The organism is SAR86 cluster bacterium (genome assembly GCA_023703615.1).
Taxonomy (GTDB): Bacteria; Pseudomonadota; Gammaproteobacteria; order Magnimaribacterales; family D2472; genus MED-G85.
Map to the genome: position 1 here is coordinate 1,155,039 of CP097971.1, position 21,292 is coordinate 1,176,330.

General features: G+C 31.2%; 26 protein-coding genes. 13 read left to right on the forward strand and 13 right to left on the reverse strand.

Annotation, left to right across the window (positions count from 1 at the left end):
- Positions 1-3 precede the first annotated feature (3 nt).
- From M9C80_06010 to M9C80_06035, 6 genes are all read right to left on the reverse strand, one after another.
- A complete protein-coding gene (locus M9C80_06010; GenBank protein ID URQ69487.1) occupies positions 4-414 on the reverse strand; it encodes a biopolymer transporter ExbD in 411 nt (136 codons plus the stop codon).
- Positions 415-423: 9 nt separating this feature from the next.
- The gene (locus M9C80_06015; GenBank protein ID URQ69488.1) at positions 424-954 is read right to left on the reverse strand and encodes a MotA/TolQ/ExbB proton channel family protein; all 531 of its coding nucleotides are present in this window, start codon (positions 952-954) and stop codon (positions 424-426) included.
- An 8-nt stretch (positions 955-962) separates the two neighbouring features.
- The gene (locus M9C80_06020) at positions 963-2,357 is read right to left on the reverse strand and encodes a MotA/TolQ/ExbB proton channel family protein (protein ID URQ69489.1); all 1,395 of its coding nucleotides are present in this window, start codon (positions 2,355-2,357) and stop codon (positions 963-965) included.
- Positions 2,357-3,106 carry a DUF3450 domain-containing protein gene (locus tag M9C80_06025; protein URQ69490.1) on the reverse strand — a complete coding sequence of 250 codons (750 nt, stop codon included), beginning with the start codon at positions 3,104-3,106 and terminating at the stop codon, positions 2,357-2,359. The genes M9C80_06020 and M9C80_06025 overlap by 1 nt, the downstream gene beginning before the upstream one ends.
- A 128-nt stretch (positions 3,107-3,234) precedes the next feature.
- Complete coding sequence (locus tag M9C80_06030; GenBank protein URQ69491.1) at positions 3,235-4,083, reverse strand: DUF1295 domain-containing protein; 849 nt, start codon at positions 4,081-4,083, stop codon at positions 3,235-3,237.
- Positions 4,080-5,900 (reverse strand): M2 family metallopeptidase, encoded by a 1,821-nt coding sequence (locus M9C80_06035; protein ID URQ69492.1) that lies wholly within the window; start codon positions 5,898-5,900, stop codon positions 4,080-4,082. The genes M9C80_06030 and M9C80_06035 overlap by 4 nt, the downstream gene beginning before the upstream one ends.
- 48 nt (positions 5,901-5,948) lie before the next feature.
- On the opposite strand from M9C80_06035, the gene efp reads away from it, so the two are divergent.
- Genes efp through rdgB form a run of 9 tightly spaced genes read left to right on the forward strand, consistent with a single transcriptional unit; the run spans position 5,949 to position 12,706 of the window.
- Entirely contained in the window at positions 5,949-6,509 is a 561-nt protein-coding gene (gene efp, locus M9C80_06040) for an elongation factor P (protein URQ69493.1), read from the forward strand.
- Between the two features lie 5 nt (positions 6,510-6,514).
- Entirely contained in the window at positions 6,515-8,245 is a 1,731-nt protein-coding gene (gene argS, locus M9C80_06045) for an arginine--tRNA ligase (GenBank protein ID URQ69494.1), read from the forward strand.
- 5 nt (positions 8,246-8,250) lie between these two features.
- On the forward strand, positions 8,251-8,481 hold the full coding sequence (locus M9C80_06050; protein ID URQ69495.1) for a hypothetical protein: 231 nt from the start codon (positions 8,251-8,253) through the stop codon (positions 8,479-8,481).
- The gene (locus M9C80_06055) at positions 8,472-9,146 is read left to right on the forward strand and encodes a YggS family pyridoxal phosphate-dependent enzyme (GenBank protein ID URQ69496.1); all 675 of its coding nucleotides are present in this window, start codon (positions 8,472-8,474) and stop codon (positions 9,144-9,146) included. The genes M9C80_06050 and M9C80_06055 overlap by 10 nt, the downstream gene beginning before the upstream one ends.
- Positions 9,143-9,934, forward strand: a complete 792-nt coding sequence (locus M9C80_06060; GenBank protein ID URQ69497.1) for an NAD(P)-binding domain-containing protein — start codon at positions 9,143-9,145, stop codon at positions 9,932-9,934. Before M9C80_06055 ends, M9C80_06060 begins: the two co-directional genes overlap by 4 nt.
- The gene (locus M9C80_06065; protein URQ69498.1) at positions 9,924-10,436 is read left to right on the forward strand and encodes a YggT family protein; all 513 of its coding nucleotides are present in this window, start codon (positions 9,924-9,926) and stop codon (positions 10,434-10,436) included. Before M9C80_06060 ends, M9C80_06065 begins: the two co-directional genes overlap by 11 nt.
- On the forward strand, positions 10,433-11,524 hold the full coding sequence (locus tag M9C80_06070) for a homoserine O-acetyltransferase (GenBank protein ID URQ69499.1): 1,092 nt from the start codon (positions 10,433-10,435) through the stop codon (positions 11,522-11,524). Before M9C80_06065 ends, M9C80_06070 begins: the two co-directional genes overlap by 4 nt.
- Positions 11,524-12,117 (forward strand): methionine biosynthesis protein MetW, encoded by a 594-nt coding sequence (metW, locus tag M9C80_06075; GenBank protein ID URQ69500.1) that lies wholly within the window; start codon positions 11,524-11,526, stop codon positions 12,115-12,117. Before M9C80_06070 ends, metW begins: the two co-directional genes overlap by 1 nt.
- Positions 12,104-12,706, forward strand: a complete 603-nt coding sequence (gene rdgB, locus M9C80_06080) for an RdgB/HAM1 family non-canonical purine NTP pyrophosphatase (GenBank protein ID URQ69501.1) — start codon at positions 12,104-12,106, stop codon at positions 12,704-12,706. Before metW ends, rdgB begins: the two co-directional genes overlap by 14 nt.
- A gap of 9 nt (positions 12,707-12,715) precedes the next feature.
- Here the strand turns inward: rdgB and M9C80_06085 are convergent, their stop codons facing one another.
- Genes M9C80_06085 through M9C80_06110 form a run of 6 tightly spaced genes read right to left on the reverse strand, consistent with a single transcriptional unit; the run spans position 12,716 to position 17,568 of the window.
- Positions 12,716-13,165 carry a thermonuclease family protein gene (locus tag M9C80_06085; protein ID URQ69502.1) on the reverse strand — a complete coding sequence of 150 codons (450 nt, stop codon included), beginning with the start codon at positions 13,163-13,165 and terminating at the stop codon, positions 12,716-12,718.
- Positions 13,162-13,806 carry a tRNA (guanosine(46)-N7)-methyltransferase TrmB gene (gene trmB, locus M9C80_06090; GenBank protein ID URQ69503.1) on the reverse strand — a complete coding sequence of 215 codons (645 nt, stop codon included), beginning with the start codon at positions 13,804-13,806 and terminating at the stop codon, positions 13,162-13,164. Before trmB ends, M9C80_06085 begins: the two co-directional genes overlap by 4 nt.
- Before the next feature lie 42 nt (positions 13,807-13,848).
- Positions 13,849-14,706: an RNA polymerase sigma factor RpoH gene (gene rpoH / locus M9C80_06095; protein URQ69504.1), complete on the reverse strand. Its 858-nt coding sequence runs from the start codon at positions 14,704-14,706 to the stop codon at positions 13,849-13,851.
- A gap of 53 nt (positions 14,707-14,759) precedes the next feature.
- The gene (locus M9C80_06100) at positions 14,760-15,578 is read right to left on the reverse strand and encodes a 3'(2'),5'-bisphosphate nucleotidase CysQ (protein URQ69505.1); all 819 of its coding nucleotides are present in this window, start codon (positions 15,576-15,578) and stop codon (positions 14,760-14,762) included.
- An 8-nt stretch (positions 15,579-15,586) separates the two neighbouring features.
- Positions 15,587-16,717 carry an alkaline phosphatase gene (locus M9C80_06105; GenBank protein URQ69506.1) on the reverse strand — a complete coding sequence of 377 codons (1,131 nt, stop codon included), beginning with the start codon at positions 16,715-16,717 and terminating at the stop codon, positions 15,587-15,589.
- Positions 16,714-17,568, reverse strand: coding sequence for a hypothetical protein (locus M9C80_06110; protein ID URQ69507.1), 855 nt, complete (start codon positions 17,566-17,568; stop codon positions 16,714-16,716). Before M9C80_06110 ends, M9C80_06105 begins: the two co-directional genes overlap by 4 nt.
- A gap of 45 nt (positions 17,569-17,613) precedes the next feature.
- Here M9C80_06110 and M9C80_06115 point away from each other — a divergent pair, with 45 nt between their 5' ends.
- Entirely contained in the window at positions 17,614-17,775 is a 162-nt protein-coding gene (locus M9C80_06115) for a hypothetical protein (GenBank protein URQ69508.1), read from the forward strand.
- Positions 17,772-18,638, forward strand: coding sequence for a crotonase/enoyl-CoA hydratase family protein (locus M9C80_06120; protein URQ69509.1), 867 nt, complete (start codon positions 17,772-17,774; stop codon positions 18,636-18,638). Before M9C80_06115 ends, M9C80_06120 begins: the two co-directional genes overlap by 4 nt.
- On the opposite strand, the gene yaaA is transcribed toward M9C80_06120, so the two are convergent.
- Positions 18,635-19,405 carry a peroxide stress protein YaaA gene (gene yaaA, locus M9C80_06125; protein ID URQ69510.1) on the reverse strand — a complete coding sequence of 257 codons (771 nt, stop codon included), beginning with the start codon at positions 19,403-19,405 and terminating at the stop codon, positions 18,635-18,637. The genes M9C80_06120 and yaaA overlap by 4 nt on opposite strands.
- 43 nt (positions 19,406-19,448) lie before the next feature.
- Between yaaA and M9C80_06130 the strand changes: the two genes are divergently transcribed.
- Both M9C80_06130 and M9C80_06135 read left to right on the forward strand, forming a co-directional pair.
- Complete coding sequence (locus M9C80_06130; GenBank protein URQ69511.1) at positions 19,449-19,913, forward strand: TRAP transporter small permease subunit; 465 nt, start codon at positions 19,449-19,451, stop codon at positions 19,911-19,913.
- Entirely contained in the window at positions 19,904-21,241 is a 1,338-nt protein-coding gene (locus M9C80_06135; protein URQ69512.1) for a TRAP transporter large permease subunit, read from the forward strand. The genes M9C80_06130 and M9C80_06135 overlap by 10 nt, the downstream gene beginning before the upstream one ends.
- Positions 21,242-21,292 lie beyond the last annotated feature (51 nt).

The window sequence follows — 21,292 nt, forward strand, 5'->3', positions numbered from 1 at the left end:
ATTCTATTTTGGTTCAGATGCTAATGATATTGCGTTGACTCCTGCTTCTCTTGCACCATCCATTACTTTAATTATAGTATCAGCCATTGCCTTTTCATCAGCCTGTATTACAACTGAGCCTTGCGGATTGTCTGCTAAAAGTTTAACGACATTTGCTTTAACTTGTCTAACATCTATTCTTCTGCCGTCCATCCAAACCTCACCAGTGGGACCAACAGCAACTAATATTGCAGCATTTTCTTGGGTTTCTGCAGTTTCAGAATCTGGTCTATTAATTTCAAGGCCTGGTTCTTTGATAAAGTTTGCAGTAACAATAAAAAATATGAGCATTATGAATACTACATCTAACATAGGTGTTAAATTAATTTCACTTTCTTCATCTTTTACAGCTGATGAAATTGCATTTCTTCTCATAAAAACTCCTTATATTTCTCTCTTAATTATTTCATTTAGATCGGTTTTATGTTTTTCACTTGCACTATTTAAATATATGCTAGCAAATACACCAGAAAGGGCAACAACCATACCTGCCATTGTTGGAAGAGTGGCTTTTGAAACTCCTCCAGCCATAGCTCTGGCATCACCACCACCGTTAAAAGCCATAACTTGAAAAACCTCTATCATTCCTGTGACTGTTCCCAGCAATCCAAATAATGGTGCAAGCATTACACAAGTTTGAATAATGCTTAGGTTCTTGCTGATTTCAATTTTTGCTTGTGAAATTATTTTTTCTCTGATTTGCAGGGCGTGCCAAGAAGTTTTATCAGATCTGTTATTCCATTTCTGAGATTGAACTGAAATGTACTGATTATAGCCATATGAAAAGAACCAAATTCTCTCAAATATCATTGCCCACATAGCAAATACAAGAATGGCAATAAGCCAGAGCACACTTCCACCAGCTTCCATAAAGTCCCTGATAGATGAAAATGCCTCTGAAATTGCAAAAAACATACTCGATCCTAATTAGTTTCTGCGTGCTCTGCTAATATTCCAGTGCTCTGCTCTTCTAAAATACCAATAATTCCTTTAGCAGATGATTGTGTAAAAGAATGTAAAAAAGTAGTTGGAATTGCAACAAGAAGTCCAAGCACCGTGGTCACAAGAGCTTGAGAGATACCTCCAGCCATTAATTTTGGATCACCAGTACCGTATAAAGTAATCATTTGGAATGTAACAATCATACCTGTGACAGTTCCCAAAAGACCAGCGAGCGGCGCAATAACTGAAATAATTTTTATTGCTCCAATACCTCTTTCAATGGATGGTCTCTCTGCCATAATCGCTTCAGCTAATTTTAGTTCAAGAGTATCTATGTCTTTACTGAAATTTTCCTGCCCAGCTTTCAAAACTCTTCCCAACGGATTATTTTCATCTGGAGTCTTAGATTTAGCTTGTTTTCTGACCAATCTTCCAAGCATAAATAAGCTATATAATTTATAAAATGCATAAAGTATTCCAATAGCACCCACAGCAATTATTGCAGCACCAACTTCTCTTCCCTGAGCAGCTCTTTCCATTAGTGATGGAGTTTGAATAAGATTTGCTAAAAGACTTCCGCCAGTTGGTCCAGTTGGATCTACGCCAAATCTAATTTCATCACCTGGGTCAGCTCTACCAATTCTTCTTGCAGTCTTTGTATATCTGCTTGCAGGCTGTCTTGGTAAAAATGCATATTGTCCCTTTGAAGTAGCATACTCTAAATATTTGTCGTCACATACGGCATTAAATAATCCTATTCTAGTGACATTACATTCTTCTGCTTCACCATTAACATCTATTACTTCTGTATCAAATGACACAACTTGACCACTTGCAACCATTTCTCTTTGAAGTTCGTACCATAATCCTTCAATTTCTCTAATGGTAGGTAATTCAGTTGTTTCTGACATTTTGCTTGTAAGATCATTTAAAAAGTCTACCCTTTCTTGACCATATTGAGCGCCAGTTAAGGAACCTGAAAATTGAACTGCAGCTTCACCTGCAGAGCTTTGTAAATGACCAAATAGCTCTACTAAAGATCCTAGTTCTTTTTTATAAGCATCTTCTTTAACTATTAATATGCTCTCGTTTTTCTTATATTCTGCTTCTAATGTATCTGCTATCTTCTCTTGTCTTGCTAATTCTCTTTTTTCAGCAGCCAAAATAGATGCTTGTTTATTCTTGTTAGCAAGAAATTCATTTTCTCTATCAGTATTTGCAGCTTGTTCAACAGTTTTGCCTTCTTTAACCAAAAGAAGAAGAGCTTCAACAGTTGAAATCTCTTCAGAAGCCTCATCAGAATCCTGAGCAATAACATTATTGCTTAAAGCAAATGAAAAAATAGCTAATGAAAATAGTAATTTATAATTATTCATTACACTTCTCCTTTAACAACTGGCATTAAAAGCATATCTGTTGGAGCTAGTTTTTTTGCCATTCTGATTCCATCTCTTATTGGTTTTCTGTATGAAGATGATAGTTCATCCCATGAATTAGTATCATTATTCCATCTACCACTCGTTCTTTCGTCCTTTGTCTGATAAAACATACCAATTCTTCCTATTACTAATATATTCACAACAGTTCCGTCAGAAAGTGTGTCCTCATATGTATCAATTTTTCTGCCATATTCCGCTTCAATGTTATAAGCTTCAAGAACTTGTCTTACCTGTTCTGATGCTGTTACTTTAGGTTTGGCTAATGATGCTCGAACTAAATCAACTCTATTTTGTCTCTCTGCTTTTCTAAATGGTGTATCTAAAGAAATAAATGTTTCTAAACTTTCTAGCATTCTTTGAGCCAAAGGCGGTATCTGTCTTTGCATGACAACTACTTGTATGAGTTGTTCATCTAGCTTATCCATTAAATCAAGTTGAGCTTGAATCTGTATTCTTTTTTGTTCGTTATAAAGTTTTAGGCCTTCGACTTGTTTTGAAACAACTTTATATTCATTTACAATTTTGTCTGTTTGTCTTTCAGTTTTATCGATTCTGTCCTGTGAACTTGCTGACAGTTCTTGATTTTCTCTTCCAACTTCTAAAACTGCTTCCATATCAGATGTATGAATCTGCATAGAAGAAAGTATTAGAGCCAATGAAGAAAATGTTATTAATCCATATTTCATTGCATAACTCCCTTAAAGTTTGTCTATATTAACAGGCATTACGCCTATATTAAAACTTATGTCCCTAACTTTTCTCAATAATCATTATAATACATCGATATTGTTAATTATTAATTTAATTATTTTTTTTATTTAAGGCTAAAAAATAAGGCTGGGGTTTCTTTTCTATATTTTTTATATTCTTCAAGATGCCCCCATTTTTTATTAGCTCTGTCCTCCAACATCCTAACTCCGCTTATGTAAACAAGTAACAAATATGTAAAAATTGGTGATATAAGTGCAATATATTGCATCCCATTAAGAGATGAAAAAGATATTACTGCAATAGCAAACCATAAGACAATCTCACCTAAATAATTTGGGTGCCTTGATTTCGACCAAAGTCCAGAAGTAATAAATTTGTTCTTATTTTCTGAGTTTGATCTAAAAACTGTTTTTTGATGATCTGCAATTATCTCAATAGAGAATCCAATAATAAATAGACCAATACCAATGTATGTTATTAAATTCATCATTACTCCAGATGGATTGGCCATTGCAGTCCAAGCACAAATGGAACAAAGAGATACCCACATGCCTGAAAGTGTCCATGTAAAGAAAAACTGGGAAGCTGAAGTTTTAATGGTTCTGAATCTTTTATCTTCACCATCTTTATGAATTCTCATGAATAAAAAACTACCTAGTCTTATTGTCCAAATAGAAATGAGAGAAGCTAATATTAAATTTCCACTACTATATCCATAAAGTTCATGAGAAAGTATATAAATGAACCAAGTTAGAAGTAGGTATTTAATACTTCCTGTTAAATCATAAAACTTTTCAGTTTGGAATAAATAAGCAGGTATATAAGCTAGCCAACTAATCAAAAATGCCAATAAAACTGCAATAAACACTATTCTACTACCAACTGCATAAGCTATAACCATTGTTATAAGGAAGGCAACAATAGACGAAAGAAAATATAAATACCATTTCATGATTTTTCCCATCCACATGTTCTGTTTTGATTTTGTTCATCTAACCAAGTCTTTAAGGGAGCATAATAATTTAATATAGATTTTCCACTTAATTCTCTTGAGCCTGTTAATTTTTCGAATGCATCTTGCCATGGAACGCTTTGTCCTAATGCCATTGTTGATATAACTCTTTCCCCAGCTTTTTTACTATCATATATAGAACATTCATGAAGGGGTCCATCAAAATTGATTGCATTGCATAATGCTTCATGAAACTGATATTGCATTATTGAAGCAAGAAAATATCTAGTATAAGGAGTATTGGCTGGAATATGATATTTTGCTCCGGGATCAAAGAAGTTCTCTGGTCGATCAATTGGTGGTGCTATTCCTTGATATTTTTCTCGAAGTTCCCACCAAGATTCATTTAAGTTTGATTCGTCTATTTTTCCAGAAAATAATGCAGCACGCCATTTATCAAGCATTATTGCCCATGGAACAATGACAACTCCATCAAGTGCTTTTTTCATTAGCAACCCAATAGGATCCTCATTGGCTTTATTGGCTTGATTTATATCAATAAACCCTATTTGCTCAAGGTAATTTGGGGTTACAGATAAAGAGAGTAGATCACCAAAGGCTTCATGGAAACCATCATTGGCTCCAGCTTGAAATATAGTTGGCAAATGATTATAAGCCTGATAATAAAAAATATGTCCAAGCTCATGATGAATTGTTGAAAAATCCTCTTCATTTTTTTCAATGCACATTTTAATTCTCAAATCGTTATTTTTTGAGTCCAAATTCCATGCAGAAGCATGACAAACAACTGACCTATCCTGAGGTTTTACGAAAAGTGATCTGTCCCAAAAAGTATTAGGCAGAGGATCAAAACCTATAGAAAGAAAAAAATTCTCAGCAATTTGTACCATTTCTATCTCATCAATTTCTTTTTCATTTATTATTTTTGTTACGTCAATTGAATTATTATCATTTGGTTTTTTATAAACAAGATCATAAATATTTGACCAAGACTGCCCCCACATATTACCTAATATATGGGCTGGTAGAGGACCAGTCTTAGAGACAATTCCATCACCATATTCTTTATTAAGTGAGTCTCTAACGTGGCAGTGAAGTGCTTCATATAGAGGTTTCACTTCATCTAATACCCTATCAATCTCCGATAAAAATTCTTCTTTTGGCATATCATATTTACTAAACCATAAATCATCTAAACCATCATAACCAAGATCTATTGAGCCCTTATTTCCAATTTCGACCATCCTTAAATATAGAGGTTTCATTGGCTTACCTACTTCATGCCAACCAGACCAAGCCCTTAATAATTCATCTTCATTCCTAGATAGGTCCATAATTGCTTCAAAGCCTTCGAGATCAAAACACTCATTATTTTCAAAACAGTATTCACCATTTCCATACATTGCTCTTAGCGTTGATTGAATTTCTGATAACTCTTTAGCTAAACTTTCATCTAGGGGAGGCGGCATAACAAAAGAGCTTTTTAGTAATGCTAATTTTCTTCTATTATCTTTGGTTGTTTCAAAATTATTGAAGAGGGATGCTTCTCTTGCTCTTTCTAAAGAATTTATTGAGTATCTTTTACTATAATCAGCAATAACTTTTTGTGAATCATAAGTAATAAAATTGGAGCTTATCCAAGATGCTGAACTAATTATTGGACCTTCTTCAATATTTTGTTTTTCAACTTTTTCTAAAAAAGTCTCTAAGTCTTCAATTGATTTACTTTGTTCGCCAGTTTTTGCACAAGAAGCTACAATTGCTATCATAGCAATAATAAATATCATTTTTTTCATGGTCACACCTCTATCTCACAGATTAAAATAACATAAATAATAATTAATATGAAAATTTCTACAAATCAATTTAAAAATGGAACTAAAATTATTGTAGATAACGCACCATGTTCAATTATAGAACATGAATTTCATAAACCTGGTAAAGGTCAAGCAGTGATGCGAGTAAAATATAAAAATCTTATTACTGGGAATACAAATGATAAAACATTCAAATCTGGCGAGTCAGTTGATGCCGCAGATGTTAATCATAAAGAAATGGATTTTTTGTATTCTGATGGTAATTCGTGGCATTTTATGGATCCTTTATCATATGAACAACTTGAAATTGATTCGTCTTTGATGTCAGAAGCAAAAAAATGGTTAATAGGTCAAGAGAAGTGTGAAATAGTTCTTTGGGATTCTATTCCTATTCTTATCGAGACGCCTGTGTTTGTAGAGCTAAAAATCGTAAAATCTGAACCAGGCGTAAAAGGCGATACTGTTTCTGGTGCAACTAAACCAGCTGAATTGGAAACAGGGGTAATCATTCAAGTGCCTCTATTTGTAAATGAGGGTGAAATTGTAAAAGTTGATACTAGAAAAGAAGCTTACGTGGGAAGAGTATAAGAAAAATGTTCAAAATCATTCAAGACAATATTAATTCTTATCTAAACTTAATAGAAGGTATATCTGAATCAGATATTCAAGCAATAAAAGATAAATACACTATTTCTATTACGGATGATATGTCTAAAGGACACATCACATCGAACATATGCTTGATATTAGGTAGCATACACAAAGCTAACCCCAAGGAATTGTCAAAAGATTTATGTGCACAACTTAATAAATTAAAAAAGTTTGAAAAAGTTGAGTCTGCAGGTCCAGGATTTATAAATATATTTCTTAAAAGAAAAGATTTTGCTTCTATTATCAATAAGGCTAATAAAAAAACATTCGGAGAGTCTGATGTTGGAAAGAAAGAAAAGATTCAAATTGAGTTTGTCTCTGCAAATCCAACTGGGCCACTTCATGTTGGACATGGAAGAGGAGCAGCTTTTGGCGATGCATTGGCCAGAATATTTACTGCCACAGGTTGCGAAGTCCAAAAAGAGTACTATGTTAATGATGCAGGGAGACAGATTGATATTTTGTCAGCAAGTGTTCTTTTAAGATTATATGAAGAAGAGCTTGAGAGTTTTTTTCCAGAAGTTGCATATAAAGGGAAGTATATTAATGTTTTAGCAAACGAATTTTTAAAAAATAATAAAAAACAAAATATAGAAATTAAAGAAATTTTAAAAAATCTACCTAGTGACAATGAAGATCAAATAGATGCAATCATTACAATCTTTAAAAAAAATCATTTGGACTTATGGGAAGAAGTTAAATCGTACTCATTGGACAAGGTTCTAGACGAGATAAAAAGCGATCTAAGTAAATTTAATGTAAATTTTGATAATTGGTTTTTTGAATCTGATTTAGGAAACATTATGGATTCTAATTCAGAAATTTCTAATGCAATAAAAAAATTGCAAAGCAATTCTCTAATTTATAAAGAAAACGGTGCTACTTGGTTAAATACATCAGCAAGTAATGATGATAAAAACAGAGTGCTAATAAGAGATGATAATAGAGCAACATATTTTGCATCTGATGTTGCTTATCACAAAAACAAACTAGATAGAGGTTTTTCAAAAATTATAAACATATGGGGAGCAGACCATCATGGATATATAAAAAGAATTGAATCATCAATTATTGGTTTAGGTTATAAAAAAGAACAGATGAGTGTCCAACTTGTTCAATTTGCAAATCTTTTTAAAGAAGGGAAAAAAATAAAAATGTCTACAAGATCTGGTGAGTTTTATACTCTTTCAAACCTTATTGACGAGATAGGCAAAGATGCTTCAAGATTTTATTATCTTTCAAAACAAGCTGATCAACACCTTGATTTTGATCTTGATTTAGCCAAAACAGACAGTAAAGAGAATATTTTTTATTATATTCAATATGCTCATGCAAGAATTTCATCTCTTCAAATCAAGAGCAAGCTTAAAGATAAAGACTTCGATTTAATAAAACTTCAAGATGGCTCATATAATTTTTGTGATCAATTGATTCATGAAATTTATAAATACCCTTCTATAGTTTTAAGGGCTTCAAATAAGATGCAACCACATTTAATAATATTTTATTTAAAAGACGTAGCTCATAAATTTCATAGTTATTACAACGACAACAAAATTCTCTCAGAAAATGAAGATAATCTTAAATCTATAATGTTTTGTTTAAGTGCAGTTAAAAACGTACTTTCAAGTGGTCTTAATTTATTAGGCATAGAACCAATGAATAAAATGTAGTTTAAATGAAAGATTTTGCAAACAGAAAGACATATAAAAAATCAAATACTTTAAGCAATACTAGAGCCAGCTTTAAGTCAAAAAAAAATACTGCTCAAATAAGCTTTTCAGTAATTGGAAGTCTTTTATTATGTTCTTTTTTTTTAATATTTTTTTCAAACTTTTACTTTGATACTGATATTAAATTAATTGAACCAAGAGAAGAAACAAATTCTGTTAGAGTAATATGCAAGTAAATATAAAATCAAATATAGATTCCTTATATCTTAAAGTTACAAAAAATTCTAGTATTGATGAAACCTTAATCGTTGCCGTATCAAAAAAGAAACCAATTGAAGATATTCTTAAAGCTAATGAATTTGGCATTACCAACTTTGGTGAAAATTATGCTCAAGAATTACAATTAAAGGCAGAACAACTTGATAAAAATATTATTAAATGGCATTTTATTGGCCCTATTCAGTCAAACAAAGCAAAATTGGTAGCTACGCATGCCAATTGGATTCACTCGCTTTGTAGAGAAAAAGTAATAAAAAAAATCAATAATGAGTGTATTAAAATTGGAAAACAGATTAATGGTTTAATTCAAATAAACATTTCAAATGAAGAATCAAAGGATGGAATAGATCCGAAAGAATTAATGGATTACGCAAATTTGATTAATTCACTGGAAAAAATCAATTTAAAAGGGATAATGGTGCTCCCAAAAATTATGGAAGACGAAGCTGAGACAAATAAAATAATGAATGAATGTAAGCAAATACATAACAAGTTATTGAGCAAATATCCTAAAGCAACTTTTCTATCTATGGGAACAACGTCAGATTTTGAGATAGCATTAAAGAATGGATCAAATTTGATAAGAATTGGAGAACTTATTTTTGGTAAGAGAGTCAAATGAAAAAAATACTATTTTTCGGATGTGGAAATATTTCACAATCACTAATAAAAGGTTTATTAAATAATGGATTTAATAATGAAGATATTTTTTTTAAAGATAGAAGTATTCGAAATCACAAGATACCTAACAAGATGGGTATTTCAAAATTTAGGGAATCTCAAAAGAAAGATGTTGGAATTATATTTTTGGCTGTTAAGCCCAAAGATGCCTTAAATGCATTCAAAGAAATTACTACTGAATTTAAAAATCCTAAAATTGTTTCATTAGTGGCGGGAATCAAGTCGAAATCTTATATGACTATCTCAAATAAAAATGAGTTAATTAGAGCAATGCCCAATACATCATCTGCCTCAAATAATGGAATAACAGGAATTTTTAATTATAGTTCAAAAAATACGACACTTTCTCGAGTAAAAACAATTTTCAAAAAAGTTGGGTCGGTTATAGTTTTTGAAAAAGAAAATGAGATGCATGAATTTACAGGATTGATTGGAAGTGGTCCTGCTTATTTTTATTATTTGTTAAAAGTTTATGAAAAAAGGATACTTAAGATTTGCAAAGGCGACAAAAAGATGGCTGAAAAAATTTTAAAAACCTTCATTAATGGAGTTAGTATGTCTGTTAGCAATCATGCAAATATGGATGATTTAATAAATAAAGTTGCATCAAAAAAAGGCACTACGGAAGCTGGTATAAAATCATTAATAAATGATAAAGCTCTTTCAATTTTTAATGATGCAATAAATGCTGCTTCAAAAAGATCTAAAGAGATAAGTGATGAATTCTAGTATTGTTTTAATTTTTGATCTGCTAAGTTATTTCTTTGTAATACTTTTTGTATTCAATCTATTTAAAGTCAATTACTTTAACCCTATAGTGAAAATTTTTGTAAACATTTATAAACCAATTGCTAAAATTAATATTTTTCCAAGTCAGCTAATTACAATTTTTTTAATTGCCCTTCTAATTAAATTTACTGGTTTTTATTTAAGCTATAGTTCTTCATATGATGAAATGACCCTTGCGCTTGTTTCATTGATAAAAACTATATCAATAATTTTTAGGGTCATGTTTTTTGCTATTATTGGGTCGGTTATTTTAAGTTGGGTGGCACCGAATAATAATCATCCTCTTTTAGCATTAATAAATGAAATATCCTCAGGAGTCCTTGATCCAGTTAGAAAATATATTCCTGCATTTGGCGGTCTTGATTTTTCTCCCTTATTTGCATTGATTTTATTCAATCAACTTGAAATTCTCTTAAACAGTATCCTTAGGTCAATAATATGAAAGTGGCCACTAATTTAATTAAATTTAATAAGGGAATTACATTGGAGTCTGGGGATGAGCTTCAAACATTTGAACTAATAATTGAAACTTATGGTGAACTTAACAAAGATAAGTCTAATGCAATACTTGTCTGTCATGCTTTTTCGGGAAATCATCATGCTGCTGGGATTAATGATGCTGAAGTTGAGGGGTGGTGGACTCAAATTATTGGTCCAGATAAGGCCATAGATACTAACAATTATTATGTGGTTTGCTGCAATAATCTTGGTGGGTGTTCTGGATCATCAGGGCCAACAAGTATCAATCCAGACACAAGTGAGGTTTTCGGAAAAGATTTTCCACAGGTATCTGTAAAAGATTGGGTGAAATCTCAAAAAATGCTTTCTGATCACCTAGGTATAGATAAATGGGAATTAGTTTTAGGTGGAAGTTTAGGTGGTATGCAAGCTCTCCAATGGGCAATTTCGTATCCTCAATCCCTAAAAAAAGCAGGTATATTTGCTGCTGCGGCAAAATCAAGCACACAAAACATAGCTATGAATGAAGTAGCTCGGGAATCAATTAGAAAAGATCAAGATTTTCATAATGGTGACTATATCAAGCACAATACAAAGCCAAAAAATGGATTAAAAGCTGCAAGAATGCTCGGGCATATCACATATTTATCTGAAGAACATATGAATATTAGGTTTGGAAGAAAATTTCAAGATGTTAATTCAAGAGTAGCTGGAGAAGTCGATTACGAAGTTGAAAATTATTTACAATACAAAGGAGAAAAATTTTCTGATATTTTTGATGCAAATTCTTATATATTAATGACAAAGGCAATGGATGATTACGATGCATCATCTGATGCAGATGGTAAATTAGAAAAAGCATTAGCAGCAATTGAAGCAAAATTATTAATTATTGGCTTTGACTCAGACTGGCTTTATCCTCCTTCGCGAGGAAAAGAAATTCAAATGGCTGCAATGAAAAATAACATTGCTTCATCTTATATTTGTTTAGATGGTGCTCAAGGTCACGATAGTTTTCTATTTGCCACAGAAAAATACACAAAAATTATTAAAACATTCCTGGAATCATAATGGCAAACTTGATAAATAAATTTATAAAAGATTGGATACCTAAAGATTCCAAAGTTATAGATTTTGGTTGTGGGGATGGATCATTGTTAAAAGATTTAGTTGATACAAAAAATATTTCTGGATACGGTGTTGAAATAGATCATAAAAAAATAGAAGAATGTATTTCGAAAGGCTTATCTGTTATAGAACAAGATATAGACAGCGGTATTCAAGACTATGAAATATTAGATTTTGACATTGCTATCATGGCAAGTTCGATTCAATGTCTTATAAATCCTCACATTGCTTTGAGAAAAATCCTTAATCTATCAAGTAAATGTGTTGTCACACTTCCAAACTTAGGATACTGGAGATGCAGACTGAATCTAGCATCTGGAAAGATGCCAGTAACTCCTAATTTGCCTTCAAGTTGGTATGAAACTGAGAATCTGCACTTATGTACTATTAAAGATTTTGAGAAACTTTGTTTGGATGAAGGATTTATAATTGAAAAAAGTATTTTTTTAAATTCACAACAAAAAAAAGGCTATCTGGCATCTTTGTTACCAAATTTTTATGCCTCAGAGGGGGTATATTTACTTGCAAGAAAATAAACAAATAGTTATTGCTTCGTCCAATAAAGGCAAATTAAAAGAATTTAAAAAAATATTTGATGGCTTTGAAATAATTTCTCAATCTGAGTTGGGCATCAAGGATGCCATAGAGGATGGTAAAACGTTTTTTGAAAATGCTCTAATAAAAGCAAGGAATGCCTCATATCACTCTGGTATATTTTCTATTGCAGATGATTCAGGGTTGGTCGTACCTGAATTAAATTTTGAACCAGGAATTTATTCTGCAAGATACTCTGGTCAAAATGCGTCTGATGGATCTAATAGAAAAAAAATTATTGATGAGTTGAAGAAATTAAATAAGGAAGAGGCTGAAGCATTTTATATATGTGCTCTTGTTGGTATAAGAAATTTTAAAGATCCAATTCCATATTTTTCAACTGGAAAAATATATGGAAAAGTCAAAATTACAGAAAGTGGTGAAGGTGGTTTTGGATACGACAAAATCTTTTATCCAAATGATATAGATGGATCTATGGCATCACTTAATAGTGAAATTAAAAACAAAATAAGTCATAGAGCTATTGCTACAAAATCTTTTATGGAGCAACTTAATTTACATAAGATTTAAGATTTTTGGCTAGTTACTTCTTCTGAAAACCCAGGGTGGTGTAGGACTAGCTTCTGACCAAATATTAAAAGAATTTTTTTTTGCTAGATTTTGATCATTATATAAAGATTGGTCTTCAACATAATAATCATATACCCAAGCAAGTCCACTTCTTACCATTGATCTATTTATATCTTTGTTATCTTTATAAATTTTAGCAACAATTCTGCCATACCTATCTTCTGTAATATAAATCAATTCTATTTCTTTATTTAAAATAAGAGAGGCTAGAAAATTCTTTGATTCAGTTCCAAATCTTTGATTTATCTCAGGCGCGTCAATTTCTGACAGTCTAACTTTATAGTTTCTTTTTTCTTGCCTTACTTCGATAGTGTCTCCATCGATTACTTTCGTCACGAAATATGAATCAGCATGAAGATTAAGAAGAAAAAAAACCAAAAAAATTATAAGCTTATTCATTTCTTTTTAACTTTAAATGAAAATATTTTTCTACCTTCGGTGATCGCTTTTTTTTGAAATTTAGTAGGCATAGATACAGTATTTGAAACCAAATTTTTATTTACAAAAATTTTCGATTTTTTTAAAACTTCATTAATACTTTCAGCATAATTTTCCCAATCCGTTGAAATATATAAATTTCCATTAGCCTTAATTGTTGGATATATTAATTTTAAAAATTCATCATTAATCATTCTTCTTTTATGATGTTTAAGTTTTGGCCATGGATCAGGACATATTATTACTATTTCATCAAAAAGAGGTTGCTTAACTTCCTCTAAAAAACATCTTACATCACCATTTATAATTTTTATATTTGATAAATTGTCTTTTTTTATATTTCCGATTAAGTGCCCTATTCCAGCCAGATAAACTTCAGAACCTATATAAAGATTGCTTAGGTTTTCTTTTGCTAATTTAATTATATTTTCTCCATTTCCAAATCCTATTTCTAGTATAGTCTTTGAATATAAAAGCAAATGAGCATCTATATCAAAAGGTTTTTTTATCTCATAATTTGATATTGAATTTAAATTTTCTATTTGTCCCGTGGTAATTTTGCCTCTTCTTTTTACAAAAGATGGTAAATATTTGTTTCGCATGAAACTTAAATGGTATTTCTATTATTTGGTTTGTTGCAAGTCTTATGCAACTTCGACCATAAAAGATTTGAGTTTTTTTAGGGCGCCGCTTTCTATTTGTCTAACTCTTTCAGCAGATACCTTATATTCATCAGCAAGATCATGGAGTGTTGCTTTTTCATCAGATAAATATCGTCTTTGAAGAATATCCCTACTTCTGTCATCGAGTTGTTTTAAAGCAGCGCTGAGATCCGAGCTATTTAAATCAGCTGCTTCATTCTGTGCAACTATTGTCTCTGGATTATATCTTTTATCTTCAAGGTACTGTGATGGATACATTGCTTCATCATCATCAGTGCCTGAGGGAGCATCAAAAGAGGCATCATTAGATGAAAGTCTATTCTCCATATGAATTACATCTTTCACCTCAACATTTAAATCTTTTGCAATATTTTCTGCTTCTTCTTTTGTAAGCCATTCTAAATTTTTCTTTTTACTTCTTAAATTGAAGAAAAGTTTTCTTTGAGCTTTTGTGGTAGCAATTTTTACAAGTCTCCAATTTCTTAGGATGTATTCGTGTATTTCAGCTTTAATCCAGTGCACTGCAAATGAAACAACCTTAACACCCTTATGAGGATCAAATTTGTCAACGGCTTTCATGAGCCCGACATTTCCTTCTTGAATAATATCTGCTAATGGAAGACCGTAGCCTTGATAAGATCTTGCAATGTGGACTACAAAACGTAAATGATGGATAACTAACTGTCTTGCGGCATCTAAATCATCTTCCTCGAAAAGTTTTAATGCTAATTCTTTTTCCTGTTCTTTATTGAGTATTGGAATAGAATGCACAGAAGCTAAGTAAGACTCAATGTCTTTACCTGGACTTCCTAAGTGAATTGGTTGTAAATCAGTACCCATATTATATAAAAAATTTATAAGTAATTATAATCATAACTAATATATCTGTAAAATTATACCAATTTTTTATTAAAATCGCCTAATAATTTGAAATATTTTTCTCTTATAATAGCATTTCTAATGCCAATAAAAGGAGGATTTAAAATAGAATCTCTCTTTGAATAACTCAACTCACTTAAATCGCTAAATCTCAAAACTTCTCCGCCACAAGCATTCAGTACAGCATGCGCGGCTGCAATATCCCACTCAGATGTTGGACCAAATCTGGGATAAATATCAGCATCATTATCTGATAAAGCACACAATTTTAACGAACTACCCTTTTCAACAATTGAAAAATTGACATCATTTTCATTTAAATATTCAAGAAATCTAATATCTGTAGGATTTTTATGAGATTTGCTCATAACTATTCTTAACTTACTACCCATATTTTCATCAGTATTTTGATTTTTCTTTAAAATTGAGCCATTCCAGATTCTTCCGGATACCGGAGCTCCTACAGCACCAAAGACTGTTTTTTTATTATGAATTAATGCTATATTTACGGTAAAGTCATCTGATTTATTAATAAATTCTTTTGTTCCATCAAGTGGATCAATTAACCAATATGTAATTGGTAGTTTATCTAAAATTTTATTATCAAAAGTTTCTTCAGAGATAATTCCTATTTCAGGTGAAATTTTTTGCAAGTTATCAAAAATTATAGAATTAGATAATTTATCTGCTTTGGTTACTGGTGAACCATCTTCTTTATTAATCTTTTCAAATTTACCACTCTTGTAAATTTTCATTATTGGATTGAATGTTTCTATTATTGTTTTTTCAACTGGAAAAATAAGTTTTTTTATTAAATCTTTTGAGATATCCATCTATGCTTTTATTTGTTTAGTGCTTCAAGCATTTTTTTATATATATCTGTATTATCCATTGTTCCAGAAAAAAGATGTGCTCCAGGACCGTATGCATAAACACCTACGTTTGTAATGTTATGTTTTTTTGTTGCCCAGCTGTATAAAATTTTTTTCTCTTCGTTTTTATCATCCTGTGAATGAATAACTAATCCTCCTGTAGCATGATCAGTTGTTATAACAAGAAGTGTATCTTTATTTTTATTTACATAATCTATTGCATAACCTATGGTTTGATCAAAATCATAAAATTCTCTCAACATATAATCCGCATCGTTTGCATGTCCTCCCCAGTCTATTTGACTTCCTTCAGACATTAAAAAAAACCCATTCTTTGATTTTAATGACAAAAAATTAACAGCAAATTTTGTCATTTCTAATTGAGTTGGTAAGTTGGATGATCTATAAATGGCTCCATTCGAAAAAAGACCTAAAATTCTATCAAATTCTAAACTTTTATCACTTAATAAATCTTCTTTATTTTTGATTAAACTAATATTATTGGATAAATTTTTTATTTTAAAATATTTCTCTCCACCACCTAATGCAATTGAAAAATCTGAATTCACTAATTGATCTGCAATTATTTTTTCTTTGTAGCGACTATCAACATGTGAATAAAAAGCAGCTGGAGTAGCATGAGTAATACTAGAAGTTGCAACTAAACCAAATATGTATCCACTTTTTGTTAGGGTTTCAGTTATTGTTTCAAGTTTTCTATTATCTTTTGTTATAGATAACATCTTATTATTTGTTTTGTAGCCTGTTGCAAATGCTGTGCCGGCAGCTGCAGAATCTGTATAAATATTGTCAACTGAATGATTATTAACAATCCCTACATAGGGCAAATTATCAATATTTAATTTATGCGATGGTCCACCTTTGTGCAGCCTTGCTAAATGAATAGCATTAAATCCAGTTCCATCTCCAATTAAAAAAATAATATTTTTAGGTTTGAGATCGAAATCAAAATCTAAAATTTTCGTTTCTAGACTTTTAGTATTTCCCATGCTTATTTCAAGAATTTCTGTGTCATTTGCGAAAATTTTTAGGCTTAAAAAAATTAAAGCAAATACTCTAAACTGATAATACTTTTTCATTTAGTATTTAGTGACTCTTTTCTTTTTTTAATAAGCTCATTGATGGAATCTGGTCTCTCAAAATCATACAAGGAATCCTCCCATCTCCCATACACAGGATTAGTGATAATAAACCATTTTTTACCCCACATATCGTGATACTTTGTAGCAATTTCTTTTCTTTGATTAAAATCTTTTGTTGATTCTTTTATTGAAATAAAGTCTGTTAGTTGGTCTCCGATGAGTAACAAAATTCTATGTTCTTCTGCTATGGCGATTCTTCTATTAGTCTTATCTTTATTTATGTCTCTCATAAATAAAACATCGTCTTTTTCATTAAAAGGTATGTTTACTTTTTTAAAGTTATTTATAGTTGCTTCTCTTAATTCTGGAACTCTGTTCGTTACATAAAAAATCTTTACATCTCTAGACTTAGCATAATCTAAAAACTTTTTTGCTCCTGCAACAGAACTTGCTGATTCTTCTAATCCCCACTCAATCCAACCATTTGGGTAACCAAAATTGTCTTTGATTGCTCTTGCTTGATAGGGACTATTATCAAGAACAGTTTCATCTACATCAATAATGATAGCTGGTAATTTTTTAGAAAAGTCACCATTTTGCTCTATTGCTGCTGACCAGCTTTTGTCAGACAAAGCTAAATCAATGGCTTTAGCAGCATTTTCATAAACCTGCAAATTGTTTGCTATAAATTCTGCAGATGTTTGCATGTATAGAACAGACAGCAGAGATTGATCATGAACAGAAAAAACATTTTCTAATTCATCTTCAGTCTCTATATATGCTGATGAAAATACTAGAACAATTATAAGATTTATTATAAAAAATTTATTTTGATTAGGTGATTTCATACATTTAGAGCATTATAATGCTTATATATTACATAAGTATAAAAAATGAATAGCGAATTGTTAGAAAATCTTCAGAAATTAAAAAAAATGCTGGTTTTGTTAAGTGAAGAGAGAAAAGTTGTATTATCTCATCATAAAACTTTTGAACACGTTGAAAAGATGAGGAATATTGTTGACGAATCTATTGATATAGCTGATAAATCATGACTAAAAAAAAATATACTTGTTTTGATCTAACTAAGTCTGAACATATTGCTAATTTAGTTTTTTCACGTCCTGATGAACTAAATACTATGTCTAAAGATTTTTGGGTTGAACTAGGCGAAGTTTTGCATGAAATTAATTCAGATTCAGACATCAGAGCTTTAGTGATGTCATCTACTGGCAAGCATTTCTGTGCAGGTATGGACTTAAACGCCTTTTCAAATGGCGTTGAAAATATTGCCGAAGAAAATAAACCTGACCACGCTAGAATTGGTGAAGCTGTTTATAGAGTAGCAAAAGAACTTCAAGGCTATATTAGCCAAATTGAAAAAATTAGAGTGCCTGTTATTGCAGCAATTCATGGTGGCTGTATTGGAGGCGCTGTTGATATGGTCACTGCATGTGATATTAGATTAGCCTCAGAGGATGCATTCTTTTGTATACAAGAGATAAATATTGGAATGGCAGCTGATGTTGGTACACTCCAAAGACTACCAAAAATAATACCGGATTCTAAGATGCGAGAAATGGCTTACACTGGCAGAAGAATGTATGCTCCAGAGGCAAAAGATTCTGGTTTGGTAAGTGATACTTTTGAAAATCAGGAAAAAATGCTGGTTGCTGCAAATAAACTTGCAAAAGAAATTGCGTCCAAGTCGCCCGTTGCAATATATGGGCTAAAAGCCGTGATGAATTATTCAAGAGACCATTCAATAAATGATAGTTTAGATTATAACGCTCTTTGGAGTGGAGCTATGCTTAGTCAAAAAGATATGACAGAAGCAATGACTGCAAATTTTGAAAAAAGAGAAGCGGAATTCAATAAATTAGTCGGCGTTAAAAAATTTAACGAATCAGATAACTAACTTTTTCTTAAAAAAACTGGAGTTGACGCGGTAGATTCTGCTTTTGAGTATTTATAACCATTTAAATCAAAATTAATTAGATCTTCAAAATCTTTTACCTTGTTTTGAATAACCCATTTAGCCATAGTACCTCTTGCTTTTTTTGCATAAAAACTAATTATCTTATATTTACCATTTTTGTAATCTTTAAAAGTAGGTGATACTACATTTATATACTCTGGCATTTTACCTAGAACTGAAAAATATTCTTTTGATGCAAGATTAATAATGAGATCAGACTTGTGTTTTTTCAAATCGTTTAAAATATTTTTTTGAATTTTGTCGCCCCAAAACTCATACAGATCTTTGCCTTCAGATGTTTTTAGCTTTGTACCCATTTCAAGTCTATATGGTTTCATTAAATCTAAAGGTCTAAGAATGCCATATAAGCCAGATAAAATTCTTATATGCTTTTGTGCAAAAGAAATTTCACTTTTTGATAACGTATCAGCCTCAAGGCCTTGGTAAACATCACCCTTGAAAACCAACATAGATGGTTTTGTGTCTTTGGAAACTTTCTTTGCAGCAGTCCATGACTGATATCTATCATAGTTTAAAGCTGCTAATTTATCACTTAGTCCCATTAAAGAAGCAATATCTTTAGGTTCTTTGGTTTTGAGTTGTTTAATTAACTTAGAGGAATGACTTAAAAAGTCCGGCACAGAATGACTCCCGCTTGCCTCAAACTCGTAATCAAGTGTTTTTGCTGGAGAAAGTACTATAATCATGTCTGTATTCTAAGGATACATTAAAGCTTATTCAATATTAAAAATGGAAAAATTTATAAATTTTATAGGAAAATTCATATCATTAATGATACCCACCATAGCATTATTGATGATAGTTATAATTGTGGCTAGATATTTCCTAGGTATTGGATTGACTGGCATTCAAGAATTAGTAATGTATATGCATGCATTAATCTTTTTAGGGTGTGCTGGATATGTTCAATATAAAGATGAACATGTAAGAGTTGATATTTTTTACAGAGAAGCATCAAATTCATACAAAGCTAAAATAAATTTTTTCCTTAGTCTTCTTTTCTTATTGCCTTTATGTTTTGTTGTTAGTTATTACTCAATTGAGTTAATTTATATGGCGTGGAAGATTAAAGAGGTATCTACTGAGGCAGGTGGTCTAGGATTTGTATATATTCAAAAAACTTTGATTGCATTATTTCCAATAACGCTATTAATCACCCTTTTTTATCAGTTTATTAAAAACAAATGGAACTAATACCCCTACTTTTATTACTATTAATATGTGTCACATTATTAATTGGTTATCCTGTTGCATTTACCCTTGCAGGAGTATCATTACTCTTCGCATTAATCTGTATCCCATTTGGAATATTTGATCCAACAATTTTTAAAAGCATACCCATAAGAATTTTTGGCATTATGAATAATGTAACTTTGCTTGCAGTGCCGCTATTTATTTTTATGGGAACTATTTTAGAAAAGTCAGGTATCGCAGCAAAAATGTTAGAGAACATGGCGGCTGCTTTTAGGAGGACAAAAGGTGGTTTATCAATATCAATTATTATTGTTGGAGCTCTCTTAGCAGCTAGCACAGGTATCGTTGGAGCAACTGTTGTAACTATTGGGCTTATGTCTCTACCAATTCTTATCAACCAAGGATATGAAAAAAGTTTTTCAGCAGGTCTTGTTGCCTCAACAGGAACGTTAGGCCAAATCATACCTCCATCCATTGCTTTGGTTCTCTTGGGTGATGTTATGTCTAATGCCTATCAAAGAGCCCAAAACAATATGGGTATCTTTTCTCAACAAACAGTTACAGTTGGTGATCTTTTTATAGGTGCAATTGTTCCAGGAATAATGATCTGTCTTGGTTATCTTTTTTACACAATTTATAAAAATAAAACTAATTTAAATATTAAAAATTACTCAGATGAAAAACACATTAATAAAATAGATTTACTTAAAACTCTTGCACTTCCAATTACTTTAATTTTTCTTGTTCTAGGATCAATTTTTGCTGGGATTGCTACTCCTACAGAAGCAGCAGCCATTGGAGCTTTTGGAGCACTTATAATAACATTTATAAATAAAAAAATTACTCTAACTTTTATCAAAGAAACATCTGAAAAGACTGCTGTTGTATCTACAATGATTTTTACTATTCTCATCGGTGCTTCAATATTTTCATTAATTTTTAGAGGTGTTGGTGGCGATGAATTAATAGATCTTATATTCAACTCTCTGCCTGGTGGTTCCTATACAGCATTGATTTTTGTATTGCTTGTAATATTTTTATTAGGTTTTATCTTAGACTTTATAGAAATTTGCTATGTTATAGTGCCTTTGATAGCTCCTCCACTTTTAATGATGGGTTTTGATCCAGTCTGGTTGGCTATCCTGTTTGCTATCAATCTTCAAACATCATTTTTAACACCCCCTTTTGGGTTCTCATTATTCTATTTGAGAGGGGTTGCTGATGAGACAATTCAGACCAGTGAAATATATAGGGGTGTTATACCTTTTATATTAATTCAATTATTGATACTTAGCATAGTGCTTATATTCCCAGCAATTATAATTTAATCAACTAAAGGATTTTTTACCCATTTATTTTCATCTTCTTTTGCTGGCAGA